The 14,392-nt window shown below is 62.3% G+C and carries 17 protein-coding genes and 1 tRNA gene; 2 read left to right on the top strand and 16 right to left on the bottom strand.

All coding sequences use genetic code 11. The annotated features are described in order from the left end of the window. Nucleotides 1-3 precede the first annotated feature (3 nt). The 5 genes from EH240_RS11140 to EH240_RS11120 are packed head-to-tail and all read right to left on the bottom strand — an operon-like array spanning nt 4 to nt 5,725. A complete protein-coding gene (locus tag EH240_RS11140; protein ID WP_124998080.1) occupies nt 4-870 on the bottom strand; it encodes a hypothetical protein in 867 nt (288 codons plus the stop codon). Nucleotides 871-880: 10 nt separating this feature from the next. After that, nucleotides 881-2,017, bottom strand: coding sequence for an AAA family ATPase (locus EH240_RS11135; protein ID WP_124998078.1), 1,137 nt, complete (start codon nt 2,015-2,017; stop codon nt 881-883). Then, a complete protein-coding gene (locus tag EH240_RS11130) occupies nt 2,014-3,510 on the bottom strand; it encodes an FtsK/SpoIIIE domain-containing protein (RefSeq protein WP_124998076.1) in 1,497 nt (498 codons plus the stop codon). The genes EH240_RS11135 and EH240_RS11130 overlap by 4 nt, the downstream gene beginning before the upstream one ends. Then, complete coding sequence (locus EH240_RS11125) at nt 3,507-5,534, bottom strand: hypothetical protein (RefSeq protein WP_124998074.1); 2,028 nt, start codon at nt 5,532-5,534, stop codon at nt 3,507-3,509. The genes EH240_RS11130 and EH240_RS11125 overlap by 4 nt, the downstream gene beginning before the upstream one ends. Further along, nucleotides 5,531-5,725 (bottom strand): hypothetical protein, encoded by a 195-nt coding sequence (locus tag EH240_RS11120; RefSeq protein ID WP_124998072.1) that lies wholly within the window; start codon nt 5,723-5,725, stop codon nt 5,531-5,533. Before EH240_RS11120 ends, EH240_RS11125 begins: the two co-directional genes overlap by 4 nt. 717 nt (nt 5,726-6,442) lie before the next feature. Between EH240_RS11120 and EH240_RS37885 the strand changes: the two genes are divergently transcribed. Together EH240_RS37885 and EH240_RS38815 are read left to right on the top strand one after the other, a co-directional pair. Then, entirely contained in the window at nt 6,443-6,610 is a 168-nt protein-coding gene (locus tag EH240_RS37885) for a hypothetical protein (RefSeq protein WP_167483988.1), read from the top strand. Next, nucleotides 6,543-6,698 carry a non-canonical purine NTP pyrophosphatase gene (locus EH240_RS38815; RefSeq protein WP_083918691.1) on the top strand — a complete coding sequence of 52 codons (156 nt, stop codon included), beginning with the start codon at nt 6,543-6,545 and terminating at the stop codon, nt 6,696-6,698. Before EH240_RS37885 ends, EH240_RS38815 begins: the two co-directional genes overlap by 68 nt. On the opposite strand, the gene EH240_RS11110 is transcribed toward EH240_RS38815, so the two are convergent. The 11 genes from EH240_RS11110 to EH240_RS11060 all read right to left on the bottom strand — a co-directional run bounded on the left by EH240_RS11110 (nt 6,656) and on the right by EH240_RS11060 (nt 14,312). Next, entirely contained in the window at nt 6,656-8,008 is a 1,353-nt protein-coding gene (locus EH240_RS11110; RefSeq protein ID WP_245435936.1) for a tyrosine-type recombinase/integrase, read from the bottom strand. The genes EH240_RS38815 and EH240_RS11110 overlap by 43 nt on opposite strands. Before the next feature lie 212 nt (nt 8,009-8,220). Then, nucleotides 8,221-8,296: transfer RNA gene (locus EH240_RS11105), tRNA-Phe, on the bottom strand. Nucleotides 8,297-8,449: 153 nt separating this feature from the next. Beyond that, nucleotides 8,450-8,671 carry a DNA gyrase inhibitor YacG gene (yacG, locus tag EH240_RS11100; protein WP_124998070.1) on the bottom strand — a complete coding sequence of 74 codons (222 nt, stop codon included), beginning with the start codon at nt 8,669-8,671 and terminating at the stop codon, nt 8,450-8,452. After that, nucleotides 8,668-9,294 carry a Maf-like protein gene (locus EH240_RS11095; protein WP_124998067.1) on the bottom strand — a complete coding sequence of 209 codons (627 nt, stop codon included), beginning with the start codon at nt 9,292-9,294 and terminating at the stop codon, nt 8,668-8,670. Before EH240_RS11095 ends, yacG begins: the two co-directional genes overlap by 4 nt. Nucleotides 9,295-9,313: 19 nt before the next feature. Beyond that, the gene (gene infA / locus EH240_RS11090) at nt 9,314-9,532 is read right to left on the bottom strand and encodes a translation initiation factor IF-1 (protein ID WP_006200926.1); all 219 of its coding nucleotides are present in this window, start codon (nt 9,530-9,532) and stop codon (nt 9,314-9,316) included. 249 nt (nt 9,533-9,781) lie between these two features. Further along, nucleotides 9,782-10,246, bottom strand: coding sequence for an arsenate-mycothiol transferase ArsC (locus EH240_RS11085; RefSeq protein WP_124998065.1), 465 nt, complete (start codon nt 10,244-10,246; stop codon nt 9,782-9,784). After that, nucleotides 10,234-10,722 (bottom strand): UPF0262 family protein, encoded by a 489-nt coding sequence (locus tag EH240_RS11080; RefSeq protein WP_124998063.1) that lies wholly within the window; start codon nt 10,720-10,722, stop codon nt 10,234-10,236. Before EH240_RS11080 ends, EH240_RS11085 begins: the two co-directional genes overlap by 13 nt. A 3-nt stretch (nt 10,723-10,725) precedes the next feature. Beyond that, complete coding sequence (hisD, locus tag EH240_RS11075) at nt 10,726-12,018, bottom strand: histidinol dehydrogenase (protein ID WP_124998061.1); 1,293 nt, start codon at nt 12,016-12,018, stop codon at nt 10,726-10,728. 6 nt (nt 12,019-12,024) lie between these two features. Next, nucleotides 12,025-12,459: a DUF2948 family protein gene (locus EH240_RS11070; RefSeq protein ID WP_124998059.1), complete on the bottom strand. Its 435-nt coding sequence runs from the start codon at nt 12,457-12,459 to the stop codon at nt 12,025-12,027. 196 nt (nt 12,460-12,655) lie between these two features. Beyond that, complete coding sequence (gene murA / locus EH240_RS11065; RefSeq protein WP_124998057.1) at nt 12,656-13,948, bottom strand: UDP-N-acetylglucosamine 1-carboxyvinyltransferase; 1,293 nt, start codon at nt 13,946-13,948, stop codon at nt 12,656-12,658. A gap of 142 nt (nt 13,949-14,090) precedes the next feature. Further along, nucleotides 14,091-14,312: a hypothetical protein gene (locus EH240_RS11060; protein ID WP_124998055.1), complete on the bottom strand. Its 222-nt coding sequence runs from the start codon at nt 14,310-14,312 to the stop codon at nt 14,091-14,093. Nucleotides 14,313-14,392: the final 80 nt, after the last annotated feature.

Genomic DNA, 14,392 nt, shown 5'->3' with positions numbered 1-14,392 from the left:
AATTCAGGCGGCCACCAGGATTTCGTTGATGCGCTTCTCCAACTCCTGAGGCCGCCGACCGGACTTCTCCATCATGGTGGCGAGGAACCAGCGGATGTCGCCCACCGTGTCGAATCGCCTGCTCAGTCTGCCGATGAGTCGCTTCGTATCCACGAACCTGAGAAGCCAACGCCACTTGTCCTCGTCCGGACCTGGGGACGAGTCCACGATGGCGTCGAGAAGCGGTCGGACAGCCGCGGCAGCCGCCAGGCCGTTCTCGTGCGTGAAAGCCTCCAGCTCCTTCTCGCACTCGGCTTCGAGCTCTTCGGCGAGCTTGTGCACTAGGTGGTTCGACGCGCGATTGATGCCGGCCACATGACACGCCACGAAAAGCCGCTGCACGAGCAGGAGGTTCTCAATCTCTACCAATGCACGCTCGAGCGCCGCCCTGCATTCCGCCTCGGTCCCTTTTCCCGATCGTGTGAAGGACTTCACTAGATCGACCATTAGGTCGGGCTCCAGCAGATAGGCTTCGATCTCCCAACGGCGGGTCGTATAAAACTCCTCGTTCCACGTCGCCGCCTCGAAAACGGCATCATCGAGCGCGAAGAGGTTATCCCAGTCGCGGTGTCGGAAAAGCCAGTCCCGGTCCACGAAACCGAACGCAGGTATCTTGTCCACCTCACGACTCTTTTTGACCGCGGCGGCCACCGCGGTGCATCCTGAGCCCTGCACGAGGTCGTTGGCCTGGACGAAATCGACGCGGTCCATGTAGCTAGCGAACCAATACCGCTCGAACAGCCGCAAGTCGTCGACGCCTTCGAGCACGATGCCTGGCAGGCCTAGATGGGTAGCACCGATCTGCCGTTCGTCGTCGAACTCGTCGAACATGACTACATTGTCAGTCATCGTCCGACCTGAACTTGGGTTTGACGAGACAGCCGCTCTTGAAGAGCCCGTCCTCGACGGTCTTCGGAGCCAGAAGCCGCATCGAGTCCGTCTGGTGCGAGGTCAGCACGAAACTCAGACCGTCGCGCTCTTGCGCCCAACTCTTGAGGATGTTGATGAGGCGACGGCGCATCACGGTATGCAGATGCTGTTCGGTCTCGTCGATCAGCACGATCGTTGAACCGGTCATGTGTGCGGCGATACGGATGGCCAACTGGACCAGTTGCCGTTCGCCGCTGCTGAGCTGGTCGAGCCGATGATGGTCTCCGCTCGCGGTCTCCACGGGGATCGACAGTTCGTTGCGATCAACGGCGCCGAGACGCTTCGTTCCCTTGAACACAACGTCGTTCACGATCTCCCGGCAGATCTTTTCCCGGTCGTCGCCGAGCCAGGCGAACCACACGAGCAGGTTCTCGATGGACTCGGCCCAGTTCGTGCCGTCTGGACCGAACAGATGGGCGGGCGAATAGCCCAGGGATTTGGGACGCACGATGGATCGGTTTTCGTGCGGCGGCCGACGCAGGCCTCGGTCGGAATGGAAATACAGCACCGTCGGCAGGGCCATCGAGGTGCCCCAAAGCGACAGCGGATGCTGGTCTAGGCTCTGGATTATCGCCTCGGCGAATTCGAGCGCCAGCGGGGAGGACGAGTTGGATCGCTCGACAGGGCCGTAGCCGAGCCTTTTGCCGAAGAAAAGCAGTTGCTGGTCCTCGTACACTCCGATGCGCTCGCACCCCTCGGGCGTCCAAAATTTCAGCGGTTTATCCGCCCCCGCCACCATCGAGATCAGGTGCATAACCGACCGGCGCCCGTCGTCAAGCTGGACCAGCGCGTCGAGCTGGATCGCGCCTTTTCCGCTATCGAGCGCCTCGTGGCCGTAAGCCTCGCTTGTGCGCGCCCGCAGCAAGGACATAGCGCAGTAGATGGCGTCGAGAATGGTGGTCTTGCCCGCGCCGTTCTTTCCCATGATCAGGAAGACGTTGGTGGGGTTGCCTGCCGGATCCAGGAACGGGACGAACGTCTTTCCCCGCAAAGGGCCGACGTCGACGGTAGAAATGCCCACCAGAGAGAATTTGGTCGGTCTGTTCATGTGTGCCTCGAATTGGCTGCGGTTACGGCTCGCTTCACATCGGCGACGTCCACACGCGCGCCGTGTGCCCGGAGAAGCGGTCTCCCGGCCAGCTTAATGAGCATGTCGCCGCGCATCATCAAGTCTTCGGCGCCGGACTCGTCAAGAATGATCCTAGAGTCCGAGGACTTTTGGACCGTCAACGCGATGCGACTGGGTATGTTGGCCCTAAGCAGACCGGGGAAAGTAGCTGCTTCCGGTCGCTGGGTCGCCAGCAGGAGGTGGATGCCGACAGCCCTGGCCTTCTGCGCGATGCGGACCAGTGGCTCTTCCGCACCGGTGCGCGACATCAGAAAATCGGCGAGCTCGTCCACAACGACCACGAGCCGTCTCATCGGACTGCCGGCGGCACGTGCCTCCGCAATGTTCCGGGCCCCGAATTCTCTTAGACGCTCCTGTCGCGCGTCCATCTCCTCGACGACGGCACGCAGCATTTCCACGGCAGCCCCCATCTCGGTAACGACCTTTTCGCCACGCAACAGTTTGAGCCCGTCGTACTCCGCGAAGTCTACGCCTTTCGGGTCGATCATGAGCAACTCGGGCGGGTTGTCCGAAGCCAGCATCGACAGAAGGATGGCGTTCATGCAGACTGACTTGCCGCTGCCGGTGGCGCCAGCCACGAACATGTGCGGCGCCTCGACGAAGTCGAACACGACGGGTTCGCCGATAACGTCGACGCCTGGGCATACCGCCAACGCCGCATCGGAGGACATGAACGCCTCAACCAGCGGAGGCCACGGCACGTCGCGCCATGCGCCGGACGGCCGGGGAATGTCGAGCACGACCCGCCGCTCGCCGGGTTCGCGGCCGAAAGCGATCGTACCCGTACCCAGACCGATGGCGAAGGCCAGATCCTCGAGGCCGCGGCGAAGTCTGTCGTAGTCCTCGACGCCGCCCAAGGTCAGCCTGTGACGAGAGAGGCGGGGTCCTGAAATGGGCTCGCCGATCGGGTTCGCGTCCACGCCGATCTGCTGTAGTCCCTTCTTGAGGATATCGAACTGTACGTCACCCTTGTTGGTCGAGTGATCGTCGTCGACCGACGGCCGGAAGTAGAGGCTGTCTAGGAGGACATCGTGGAAACTTGTACCCGGCAACCAGCTTTCGTGCAGCAATTCCATACCACGACGCGCGTGGCGCTGCAGCACCTCGACATACAGGTCGTGGTTCTCGAACAGGTCCTCGTCCCGGCGAAGGGACAATAGCAGCGCGAAAGCGTCGTCGTAATCGGGTTCTTTCGCGCGACCGGTTATCTGCTCCAGATGCAACTCGCTCGGCGACTTCGGCATGGCCCTGTAGCGCTCGTCCGGTTCGTCGCTTTCCTGTAGGGAGCGGGCGATGGCGATGCGGACAATCCACCAGTAGACGCCGCGCCTGCCGTCCTGCATCAGACCGTCGTCGATAATGCGCTCGAAAAACGCGCGCTCCTCGACGGTGAAATAGATGCTGTCCTTCATAGCTCTACCGGCATCAGCTTGGCGGTCTCGCCGCCCTCGTTGTCGATGCGGTATCGGCGCCGGATATGCTCACCGAGCAGATCGTCGGCGATTTCGGTGAATTCGGTGTCGGTCGGCAATAGGATGAGAGGCGCGCCAGCCTCCGGAAAATAGTCACGCATCAGGAGGTTGCGATTGGTGGAGTCGATACGGCCCAGGGGCGTGTCGACGATCACCGGGATGGATCGGGCGGCCTCCTCCTTCAGCGCCCAAAGCATCGACATGGCGATGAGTTGGCGCATGCCTGCCGAGATGCTGTGGCGCGAGACCTCCTCGCCGTCCTGGTCGAAGTAGCTCATGATGAATTGTCCGTCGAGGCGGACGCTTTTCACCAATTCACTGGGCGCGAGTAGGATGGCCACCTTTTGGTTCACCCGATCCTCCACGGACTGTCGGATGCGTGAGCGCCGCAGTTCCAGATAGCGTTCGAGGGCGCGCTTAGCCCGGAGAGCGAACCGATAACCTTCGTCCAGCTCCATGGAGACTTTGTACTCCTTCATCTCCTGGACGGCGCGTTCGTCGTGGCCAACGGCTTCGTGGGCAAAGCCCTTTTCGTCCACCAGTGCCTTGGCTGACCGCTGCATCGCGTCGCGAATCGCTTCTCCGATCCTAGTAATCTCGGCGGTGATTTCCTCATACCGCGCTCGAGCCTCGTCGGTGCTCAGCTCCGCTTCGTCCAGCTCCTTGCGCAATCTACGCGTCTCGGTGACCAGTTCGCGCATGCGACGAAGTTGCGCACGTTCCTCGGCGAAGTCGGCGGCTCCGCGGCTTCTCCAGACTAGGAACCGGTCGCGCAGCGCCTTGGTCTTCTTGGCGCTTAGCGACGCCAACACCGGATGCTGATCGCCGGACACAACGCCGAGCGTTCGCAACGATTCCCTGATGTCGTTCTGCAGGTCAGTCTGCTGCTTGGCATTCAGCGTCACCGGATCCTCGATCGTGGTGAGGCTGCGTACCGTCATGGCCGGTAATTCCGCATGTAATCTCCCGGCCAGGCTCGCGTCGGCCGTGGTCTGGCGGTCCAAAACGGCGAAGGCCTCATCCACAAGGTGTGGCTGGGTACGGAAGACGATCTCGAGCGGCAGGCGTTCCGCTAATTCGTCTGCCAGGGTCTGACGTTGGGTTGCCAGGACTTCCAACCGGTCGTGGAAGCGCTTCGCCTCGCTTTCCGAAAGGGTGCCGCTGCGCAAACGTTGCCGTTCCCCATCGAGCCGAGCGCGCCTGGCCTCCAGATCAAGCAGTTCTTCCTCGGCCGCCACCCGTGCTCGCGCCTGGACGGCCTCGTTGGCGCGAGCCTCTCGGGCGGCGTTTTCCGCCTCAACGACGCTTTTCATGACGTCGACAGGCAAACGCGCCCGGCTTCGGCGGTTGGCGTCGTCGTTCACCTTATCGATCAGGTGTGCTACGAAGTGCAGCCCCAAAAGACGTTCGATCTCGCCGGCCTCGCGTCCGATCTCCGCGTCGGCGAGCGACTGCACCTGTTCGCCGTCAAAAAAGAAGAAGGGCACCAATTCGCGCGGGAGCATTGCCTGCAGCGCGTCTTCCGCAGCGTTGCCATCAAGCGGCGAACTTACCGGGCCGAATTCGACCAGTTCGGAGTATGCCGAAAAGCTCTTCTGGCCAACGAAAGTGCGGCGCGCCCGATGCACCACGCCGCCTTCGGTCCAGCACAACGACACGCTAGCACGGTTATGCCCCTGCTGCCGCGCGGTCTTGTTGAACACCCCGGACCAACGTCCGGGCTGGCCCAGAACATATTGCTTATCTGTAAGTGCGGTGCGCGAGAAGCCCACCCGCCGCAGAGACTCGTCCTGCGCGCCCGCGAAGAGGAGTTTCGCGCTGTTGAGCAGGCTAGTTTTTCCGGCGCCGTTGCGCCCCTTGATGAGCACTATGTTGCGCTCACCATCCTGCGTCTCGGACAGATCCACCGAGCAGGTCCCGTTATAGGCGAACATATTCTCGATATCGAAGGAAACGAACTTCAATCCTTCGACCCCAGGCCGGCTGAGATGACTTCTTCGACCCTTCGGGTCAAGCGCGACTTGGCGCTGCGGGCGGACATGTTCGGGAATTCGCTTTCGAGATCCAACAACGCCTGCACGGTCACCGGCGGTAGCTCGAACTCGCGAGACACCCGCTCGATCAACTTGTCCTCTGCTTCGGATATGTTAGACATCTTAGCCCCCGTAGCACCCAATACCACGAAATCCTTATGTTGTATGAATTTTCAGACCGGAGGGGCATACAATGGCTTCAATTTTTTTCTGATGGTTAGCAGCTCTCGTCGGCCGTTTCAGTGTCCGGTAACCGGCTGACGGCCACGAGTTCGCCTGTGGCGTGCCAGGCTTGCTCGAGGAATTCACCCCTGCGGTATTCTTGCCGCTGGAGCACCATTGATGAACGGCAGCTATTCCATTCGGCACGTTCAACAGCCGACAGTTCACTGTCGGCCCCAACCCAGCCGTTCAACAATTCTCGCCGGGTTGGAGTCAAGGGCAGAAACCGACGCCAGAGTTGTGACGTCAAGAACACTCAACGCCTAACGTTCGTCTTTTGTGCTTCGATGTTGCAACCAAGTTCGAATGTCGCGGCGCCAGCAAAGTAGAAATGTCGCTTGGCGGTGGGGGATGACCACAACGAGAGCGCCCGATCGGGCGTCAGCTGGTCGGGATTGCGCAGCCTGATCGGGTGCGGTTCAGTCGGGCCCCCTCGCTAGATTAGTGCCCATCCATAAAGGGCAAGCTACTGAATTTGTTGGAAGAATCGCGATATTTCCGCAGGTAAAGCCCGGCGGTTTCAGGTACACTTTAGATCAAGCGACTGATTCTAAAGACAAACCCGCAACCGCCGGAGCCAACAATGCGTCAAGAACAGCCGGCCGGTCGCGTCGTCGATGAAGAACGGCGCGGCGCTTTCGAAAGGCAAAGTCGCGCATTACGAGAGCAGCTATCATCTGACCTTGCTGTTCATGCCGTCGCCGGACAGCCAAGCGCGTGCGGAAAGCGCGCTCGTCGACTCGCATCATTCCGAAGGCGAGACAGACCCATACGTTCGTAGGTGAGACGATGGGGACTATCGCTCGCGCGCCTCGGGGATCGCGGGAGTTCTACTGGGACGTCCTTTTCTGCCCGACGACGGTGGCGGGATGACCTACGCCCAATTGGTCGTCGGGTTGGAGATTCATTTCGGTTTGGTGTGCCGTCGCTGTTGGGTTCAAAGTGGACGGTCGCGATGGTGTATGAACGGCAGGCTTGCCGCGTCGCCCGATCGAGATCACTAGCGTGCTTTTTCTTTCGAGTTCATCCAAATAATCTGCCCACCACTGCATCATCTTGACACGCTCTTCCCAATGCTCAGCCCGGGCGTAGGCACGACGAACGCCGTTGTTTTCGATGTGGGCCAGTTGCCGCTCTATGGCATCCGGATGCCAATTTCCGCATTCGTTTAGCAGAGTTGATGCCGTTGCTCGAAAACCGTGCGCGGTAGCTTCTTCTTTGCCATAGCCCATACGGCGAAGGGCGGCGTTAAGCGTGTTGTCGGAAATCGGACGCGAACCCGATCGAACACTAGGAAACAACAGCGATCCACCACCAGAGATTTCTCTAAGTGAGGTCAGGACGCTGACCGCCTGCCTGGAAAGAGGTACACGGTGCGGCCGTCGCATCTTCATGCGTCCTTCAGGGATGCTCCACACCGACGTTTCGAAATCGAACTCGTCCCAAACGGCCGCGCGCAGCTCGCCGGGGCGGGGAAACATCAGGGCCATCAGCCTTAGGGCGGCTCGGGTTGTAGGCTGTCCGTCAAATGCATTGATCGCCCTCAGCAAGCCTCCCAAGGCCTTAGGATCGGTAACCGCGGCACGCGGCGTGACCGTCGGACAGACGAGTGCGCCCCTCAGGGCGATCGTCGGATCTACATCGGCGCGCGCGGTTGCGATCGCATATCGAAACACACTGCCAATGGTGGAGCGCAGTCGCCTAGCCGACTCGTATCGACCGCGAACCTCCACGCTCCGGAGAGTGGCAAGAATTGTGGCTAGATCGATCTCCCGAACGCTTTTGTCCCCAAACGTTGGATACGCAAAGTCGAGCAACCATTTGACCTTGGTGATGGTCCGGTCGGCACGTCCCTCCTTCTTCAGCTTGTCGACATAGTCCTCGGCGATTGAGCGAAAGGTGTTCTCCGCCGAAACCTTTTGCGACTTACGCTCCTGTGCGGGGTCGATGCCACGTAGGAGGAGACGTTTGGCGGTATCGCGCGCCTCGCGTGCCTCAGCGAGGGAGATGAGAGGATAGCTGCCCAACGCAAGAAGCTTCTGCTTGCCGCCGAAACGATAGGCGAGGCGCCACAGGCGAGATCCGGTAGGCTGCACCCAAAGCTGGAGCCCGCCACCGTCAGACAATTTCACGAGCTTGGAAACGGGTCGGGCATTTCGGCATTTTACGTCGGAAAGGGCCATTTTCGGGACCTCCATTTGGCTGCATCGATACCATCAGGATCTCCAATACCAGCGAAAATACCAGCCCCGCTCCTCGTTGGATCAACTGCGCCGAATTTCCACAAAACCCGACCATTTGCGCTTTACGCGCCGAAATCAGTAAGTATTTCAATGAATTGCCGAGACAGAAGCGTTGAAGCTTCGGCGAAAGAGACTGTCGAGAGAAGAGGGGATGGTGCCCAGAGGCGGATTCGAACCACCGACACGCGGATTTTCAGTCCGCTGCTCTACCAACTGAGCTATCTGGGCCTGTGCCGGCTAACGGGATCGCCCGCCGGGTTTCACAGGGCGCCGGGCGGCGCCCCTTGAAAGCGCGTGGGTTATAGCACGGGAATTCGGCCTGTCCAGCGCTTAGGTGTTGATAAAGAAAAATCGCCAGAAAGGGCCAATTGCCGCGCGCGTTCACGGCTCGTCCTTGGGCGAGGGGCCTTGTTTCGAGCCTTCGTCTTCTTCTTCCTCATCGTCGCGGCCCGGGAGGACATAGGCACCCTTCAGCCAGCGATTGAGGTCGATGTCCTTGCAGCGCGCCGAGCAGAACGGATAGTGCTCGCGCGCGGAAGGCTTGCCGCATTCGGGGCAGGGGCGCTTCGGCCTCAGCGGTGTCACCTTGTCGTCCATGCTCATGGCCGCGAAGCATGCCAGTTCTGGTGCGCTTTGAAACCTTCGCCGGAAAGCAGCGCGACACTTTCATAAAGCGGCAGGCCGACCACATTGGTGTAGGAGCCGACCAGCTTGACGACGAAGGAGCCGGCGAGCCCCTGCACGGCATAGCCGCCGGCCTTGCCGCGCCATTCGCCCGAGGCGACATAGGCGTCGATCTCCTCGCGCGGCAGCCGCTTGAAGCGAACCCTGGTCTCCACCAGCCGCTGTCGCATCTTGCCGCCCGGCGTGATCAGGCAGATGCCGGAATAGACCCGGTGCGAGCGGCCGGAAAGCAGGCCGAGGCAGTTCACGGCGTCATCGATGGTCTCGGCCTTGGGCAGGATGCGCCGCCCGACCGCCACCACCGTGTCGGCGGCGAGAATGAAGGCCGGCGCATAGTCTTCCTCGCTCTTCAGCGAGATGAGCGCCTTCTCCGCCTTGTCCTTGGAAAGGCGCTTCGCCAGCGAGCGCGGATGCTCGGCGCGCAGCGGCGTCTCGTCGACATCGGCGGGCAGCACGCGGTCCGGCTCGATGCCGGCCTGCTGCAACAGCTCGATGCGGCGCGGCGAACCCGAGGCAAGCACGAGCTTCTGCAGGTTGCTCATCGCGGTTGGCGCCGGGCTGTTACTTGAAACGGTAGGTGATGCGGCCCTTGGTCAGATCGTAAGGCGTCATCTCGACCAGGACCTTGTCGCCGGTCAGCACGCGGATGCGGTTCTTGCGCATGCGGCCGGCCGTGTGGGCGATGATCTCGTGTTCGTTTTCGAGCTTTACGCGGAACATCGCATTGGGCAGCAGTTCAGTGACCACACCTGGAAACTCGAGGACTTCTTCCTTCGGCATTCGATACCTTTGCTTGGATGGAGGTTCCGGCGGCCGGCCGGAATTCGCGGCGGAACCTATATGATAATCGCTCGCTTGTGAACATGCTTAGAACCTTTCCGGCCTGGATTGAACCGTTCTGTTCTCCGCTTGTGCGCGCCACATTGTCGGGCGGCTCGCCCGATGCACCACATCGGGCATTCGCCACCCTCCGCGTGGATCGTCTCGCCGTCAGAGAAACACAACGGTTCGCTCCAGGCCGGAAAGGTTCTAATCGCCAGCGCTTTTTCCTTCCGGCGGCGCAAAACGCTTGGCGATGCGCGCTTTCAGCCGCTCGCGCACGTCGCGATAGGCGGCCATGATGTGCTCGCGCGTGCCGACGGTGTCGGTCGGATCGGGCATCGGCCAGTATTCGACCTCGACTGCGAGCGAGCGGGTGAGCTCAAGGGCGGCGTGGTGCGCCTCCGGCGCCAGCGTCACGATCAGGTCGAAATAATCGTCTTCCAGGTCGTCGAGCGTTCTCGGCTGCCGCTCGCCGAGCGTCAGACCCTCCTCGGCCAGCACGGCGTCGACGAAGGGGTCGCGCTCGCCGCTGCGCACGCCGGCCGAGGCGACGAAGGTGGTGGCGGGCAATAGCCGTCGCGCCAATTGCTCGGCCATCGGCGAGCGCACGGCGTTCATACCGCACACAAACAGGATCGAATGCGGCAGCGCGGCCAGGACTAGCCCCGCCAGTGCAGCACGCAGACCAGCGTGAACAACCGGCGCGCCGTGTCGAAATCGATCTCGATCTTGCCGGCCAGCCGGTCCATCAGCGTTTGCGAGCCTTCGTTGTGCAGTCCCCGCCGGCCCATGTCGATCGCCTCGATATGGCTGGGCGTCGAGGAGCGGATAGCCTCGTAATAGCTTTCGCAGATCAGGTAATAATCCTTGACGATGCGCCGCAGCGGCGTCAGCGACAGGATGTGGGTGACCACCTCGGCGTCGTCCTGGCGGCTGACGGCAAACACCAGGCGCGACTCGGCCAGCGACAGCTTCAGCTTGTACGGGCCGGCGCCATCGTCGTTGACCGGCCGGAAACTGTTTTCCTCGATCAGGTCGAAGATCGCCACCGCCCGCTCATGCTCGACATCGGGTGTCGAACGTCCGATCGACTCGTCGAGCTCGACGTCGATCAGCCTGTTGCGGTTTTGGTGGTGGTGGCCGGACATCGCTTACATGTTCAGCCTGATCGCCACGGAGCGTGCGTGCGCGTCGAGCCCTTCCGCCTTGGCGAGCGCGATCGCCGCCGGCGCCAGCGCCTTGAGCTGCTCCGGGCCGAGCTTCAGAATCGACGTGCGCTTGACGAAATCGAGCACGGACAAGCCAGACGAGAAGCGCGCCGAGCGCGCCGTCGGCAAGACGTGATTGGAGCCGCCGACATAGTCGCCGATCACTTCCGGCGTGTGCCGGCCGAGGAAGACGGCGCCGGCATTGCGCATTTTGGCGAGGAAGGCCTCGGCGTCGTCGAAGGCAAGCTCGACATGCTCGGCCGCGATGCGGTCGACCAGCGGCAGCGAGGCTGCGAGCGACGGCACCAGGATCACAGCGCCGAAATCGCGCCAGCTTGCTGCCGCCGTCTCCGCGCGCGGCAGGGTTTTCAACTGGCGTTCGACAGCCTGCTCAGCCGCCTTGCCGAATTCGGGGCTGTCGGTGATCAGGATCGACTGTGCCGATGCGTCGTGCTCGGCTTGCGCCAGCAGGTCGGCGGCGATCCAGTCCGGATCGTTGTCGGCGTCGGCCACGACCAGCACTTCCGACGGCCCGGCGATCATGTCGATGCCGACGGTGCCAAACACCTGGCGCTTGGCCTCCGCGACATAGGCATTGCCCGGCCCGACGATCTTGGCGACCGGCCGGATCGTCTCGGTGCCGTAGGCGAGCGCGGCGATGGCTTGCGCGCCGCCGGCGCGGTAGATCTCGGACACGCCGGCAAGGTCGGCCGCGACCAGCACCAGCGCATTGATGACGCCGCCTGACGCCGGCACCACGATGACGATGCGCTCGACGCCGGCGACCTTGGCCGGCACGGCGTTCATCAGCACCGAGCTCGGATAGCTCGCCGTGCCGCCCGGCACATAGAGGCCGACCGCCTCGATCGCCGTCCAGCGCGAGCCGAGCTCGACGCCGACGGCGTCCGTGTAGCGGTCGTCCTTCGGCTTCTGCCGCTCGTGATGCGAACGGATGCGGTCGCGCGCGAATTTGAGCGCCTCGACTGCAACTGGGTCGGCCGCGGCATAGGCCCCGGCGATGTCGTCTTTCGAGACGGCGATGCCGAGCTTGCCGAGATCGGCCTTGTCGAATTTGAGCGTGTAGTCGATGAGCGCCTTGTCGCCTTCGGCGCGCACGCGCGCGATGATGTCGCGCACCACGGCCTCGACATCGGCCGAAACCTCGCGCTTGGTCGATAGAAAGGCGGCGAAACGCTGCTCGAAATCGGCGTCCTGCTGGCTAAGCGTTATGGCCATTGCGCTTTAGCCCCTATGCACGGGTCGCGAGGTGGCTTCCCAGGAGCCGCCGATATCGGCGAGCCGCGCCTCGATGCATTCGACGTCGAGCATGATCGTGCCGCCTCCGGAAAACACCAGCTCGATTATGCCGGCCGGCTTGCTGATCGCGATGAAGCTGACCGCCAGCAGCGAAAGCACCTCGGCCGGCTTGTCGCGGGAAATGCCGCTGGTCTTGGCGCCAAGCACGCGGTCGAAATGCAGAACGCTCTGCCGCCGCTCATTGTGCTGGCGGAAGAAGCCGGACCTCGCCTCCCAGACGAAGCGGTTCATGGTCAGCACGAAGCGTTTGGCCGCCGGCAGGTATTCAAGGTCGGAGACCTTCATCACGGCGTCCTGGACATGGGCCGAGACGATGCTCAGATCCTGGTCGTCGAGCGCGATGAGCTTGAGAGCGGCCATGCGGAATGCGCACCTGAAGGTTGACAATTCAACGTCCTGTTAGAGCATGATCCCGAAAAGTGGAAACCGGTTTTCGGCAAAGATCATGGCTCAAACAAAAAACTAGAGCCTGTTTCGCCCCGATTTGATCGTGACGAACCGGCTCTAGTGGGTCTTTCCGCTCCGCGCAACCGACGCGCGGCCGCACCCGGCTCCTTTAGCCCGAAATCCGCTCGATCACCGCGCCGCAGCCGGAAAGCTTCTCCTCCAGCCGCTCGAAGCCGCGGTCGAGGTGGTAGACCCGGTTGACGACGGTCTCGCCTTCGGCGGCAAGGCCTGCGATCACCAGCGACACCGAGGCGCGCAGGTCGGTCGCCATGACCGGCGCGCCCCTCAGCCTGGCGACGCCGTCGACGATCGCCGTCTGGCCGGAGAGCGTGATGTGGGCGCCGAGGCGGGCAAGCTCCTGCACATGCATGAAGCGGTTCTCGAAGATCGTCTCGGTGATGCGCGACTTGCCCTTGGCCATCGTCATCAGGCCCATGAATTGCGCCTGCAGGTCGGTCGGGAAGGCGGGGAAGGGCGCGGTCGTCACGTCGACCGGCGCAATGCCGGCGCCGTTGCGCTTGACGCGGATGCCGGCATTGGTCGGTGTGATCTCGGCGCCGGTCTCGGCGATGATGTCGAGCACGGTCTGCAACAGGTCGGGCCGCGCGCCTTCAAGCACGACGTCGCCGCCGGTCATCGCCACTGCCATGGCATAGGTCCCGGTCTCGATACGGTCCGGGATGACGCGCACGCGCGCCCCGGACAGCGCCTCGACGCCCTCAATGGTGATGGTGGAGGTGCCGGCGCCGTGGATCTTGGCGCCCATGGCGACCAGGCATTCGGCGAGGTTGACGATCTCCGGCTCGCAGGCGGCGTTTTCGAGCACCGTCTCGCCCTTGGCGAGCGAGGCCGCCATCATCAGCACATGGGTGGCGCCGACCGAGACTTTCGGGAAGACGTAGCGGTTGCCGACAAGGCGGCCGTTCTTGGTCTTGGCGATGACATAGCCGTTGTCGACGTCGAGGTCGGCACCCAGCACCTGCAGGCCTTCGAGGAAGAGGTCGACCGGGCGCGTGCCGATGGCGCAGCCGCCGGGCAGCGAGACCTTGGCCTCGCCCATACGGGCAAGCAGCGGACCGATGACCCAGAAGGAAGCGCGCATCTTCGAAACCAGCTCGTAGGGCGCGGTGGTATCGACGATGTTGCGGGCGGAGAATGTGATGGTGCGCGAATAGCCTTCCTGCTGCTTCTCACGGCGGCCGTTGACCGAATAGTCGACGCCGTGGTTGCCGAGGATGCGGATCAATTGCTCGACATCGGCCAGATGCGGCACGTTCTCCAAGGTCAGCGTATCGTCGGTGAGCAGCGAGGCGATCATCAGCGGCAGCGCCGCGTTCTTGGCGCCCGAGATCGGAATGCTTCCGGCAAGCTTATTGCCGCCGACAATTCTGATGCGATCCATGAGAGAACGTCCCCTCGGCCCGGACGGGCCGGTTTCAATCGGTTGAGTATGTCCGGCTCTAGACTATTGGCCGGTGCGGTTCAAGAAATAGGATTTCCCCACCTGTGGACCAAGTGTGGTCGGCCAGTGTGGCTGATTTGAGTTACTTTTTTTGCATTTTTCCAGCAGACGGCGGTCCCTCCGGCCGCTGATCGGCATCGCCGGCGCGCTGCTTGTCAGCGTCGCCAGCGCGCTGCTTGTCAGCGTCGCAGGCGCGCCGCGAGCGTGCCTGCGCCTTGCGTTTCTGCAGGTTGGCGCGCAACGCTTCGGCGAGCCGCTCCTTGCGCTCGCTGCTCTTTTTCGGTGGATTTGCCCTATCGTTCATCGTCCCGTTCCAGCCGGCAATCGGCCGGCTGCCTTTCAGGCACAGCAGCATTATGGCGCGGCCATGTCATAAAGACCATC

The organism is Mesorhizobium tamadayense (genome assembly GCF_003863365.1).
Classification (GTDB): Bacteria; Pseudomonadota; Alphaproteobacteria; order Rhizobiales; family Rhizobiaceae; genus Mesorhizobium; species Mesorhizobium tamadayense.
Note: the sequence above shows the minus strand (reverse complement) of the source record. Positions and strands in the feature narration are given on the sequence as shown.

Coding starts and splice junctions, on each gene's coding strand:
- EH240_RS11140 (WP_124998080.1), bottom strand. CDS start 870: ATGTTCGACGAGTTCGACGACGAACGGCAGATCGGTGCTACCCATCTA.
- hisD (WP_124998061.1), bottom strand. CDS start 12,018: ATGGCCATAACGCTTAGCCAGCAGGACGCCGATTTCGAGCAGCGTTTC.
- EH240_RS11095 (WP_124998067.1), bottom strand. CDS start 9,294: ATGAGCAACCTGCAGAAGCTCGTGCTTGCCTCGGGTTCGCCGCGCCGC.
- infA (WP_006200926.1), bottom strand. CDS start 9,532: ATGCCGAAGGAAGAAGTCCTCGAGTTTCCAGGTGTGGTCACTGAACTG.
- murA (WP_124998057.1), bottom strand. CDS start 13,948: ATGGATCGCATCAGAATTGTCGGCGGCAATAAGCTTGCCGGAAGCATT.
- EH240_RS37885 (WP_167483988.1), top strand. CDS start 6,443: ATGAAGAACGGCGCGGCGCTTTCGAAAGGCAAAGTCGCGCATTACGAG.
- EH240_RS11060 (WP_124998055.1), bottom strand. CDS start 14,312: ATGAACGATAGGGCAAATCCACCGAAAAAGAGCAGCGAGCGCAAGGAG.
- yacG (WP_124998070.1), bottom strand. CDS start 8,671: ATGAGCATGGACGACAAGGTGACACCGCTGAGGCCGAAGCGCCCCTGC.
- EH240_RS11120 (WP_124998072.1), bottom strand. CDS start 5,725: ATGTCTAACATATCCGAAGCAGAGGACAAGTTGATCGAGCGGGTGTCT.
- EH240_RS11070 (WP_124998059.1), bottom strand. CDS start 12,459: ATGGCCGCTCTCAAGCTCATCGCGCTCGACGACCAGGATCTGAGCATC.
- EH240_RS11135 (WP_124998078.1), bottom strand. CDS start 2,017: ATGAACAGACCGACCAAATTCTCTCTGGTGGGCATTTCTACCGTCGAC.
- EH240_RS11110 (WP_245435936.1), bottom strand. CDS start 8,008: ATGGCCCTTTCCGACGTAAAATGCCGAAATGCCCGACCCGTTTCCAAG.
- EH240_RS11130 (WP_124998076.1), bottom strand. CDS start 3,510: ATGAAGGACAGCATCTATTTCACCGTCGAGGAGCGCGCGTTTTTCGAG.
- EH240_RS11080 (WP_124998063.1), bottom strand. CDS start 10,722: ATGTCCGGCCACCACCACCAAAACCGCAACAGGCTGATCGACGTCGAG.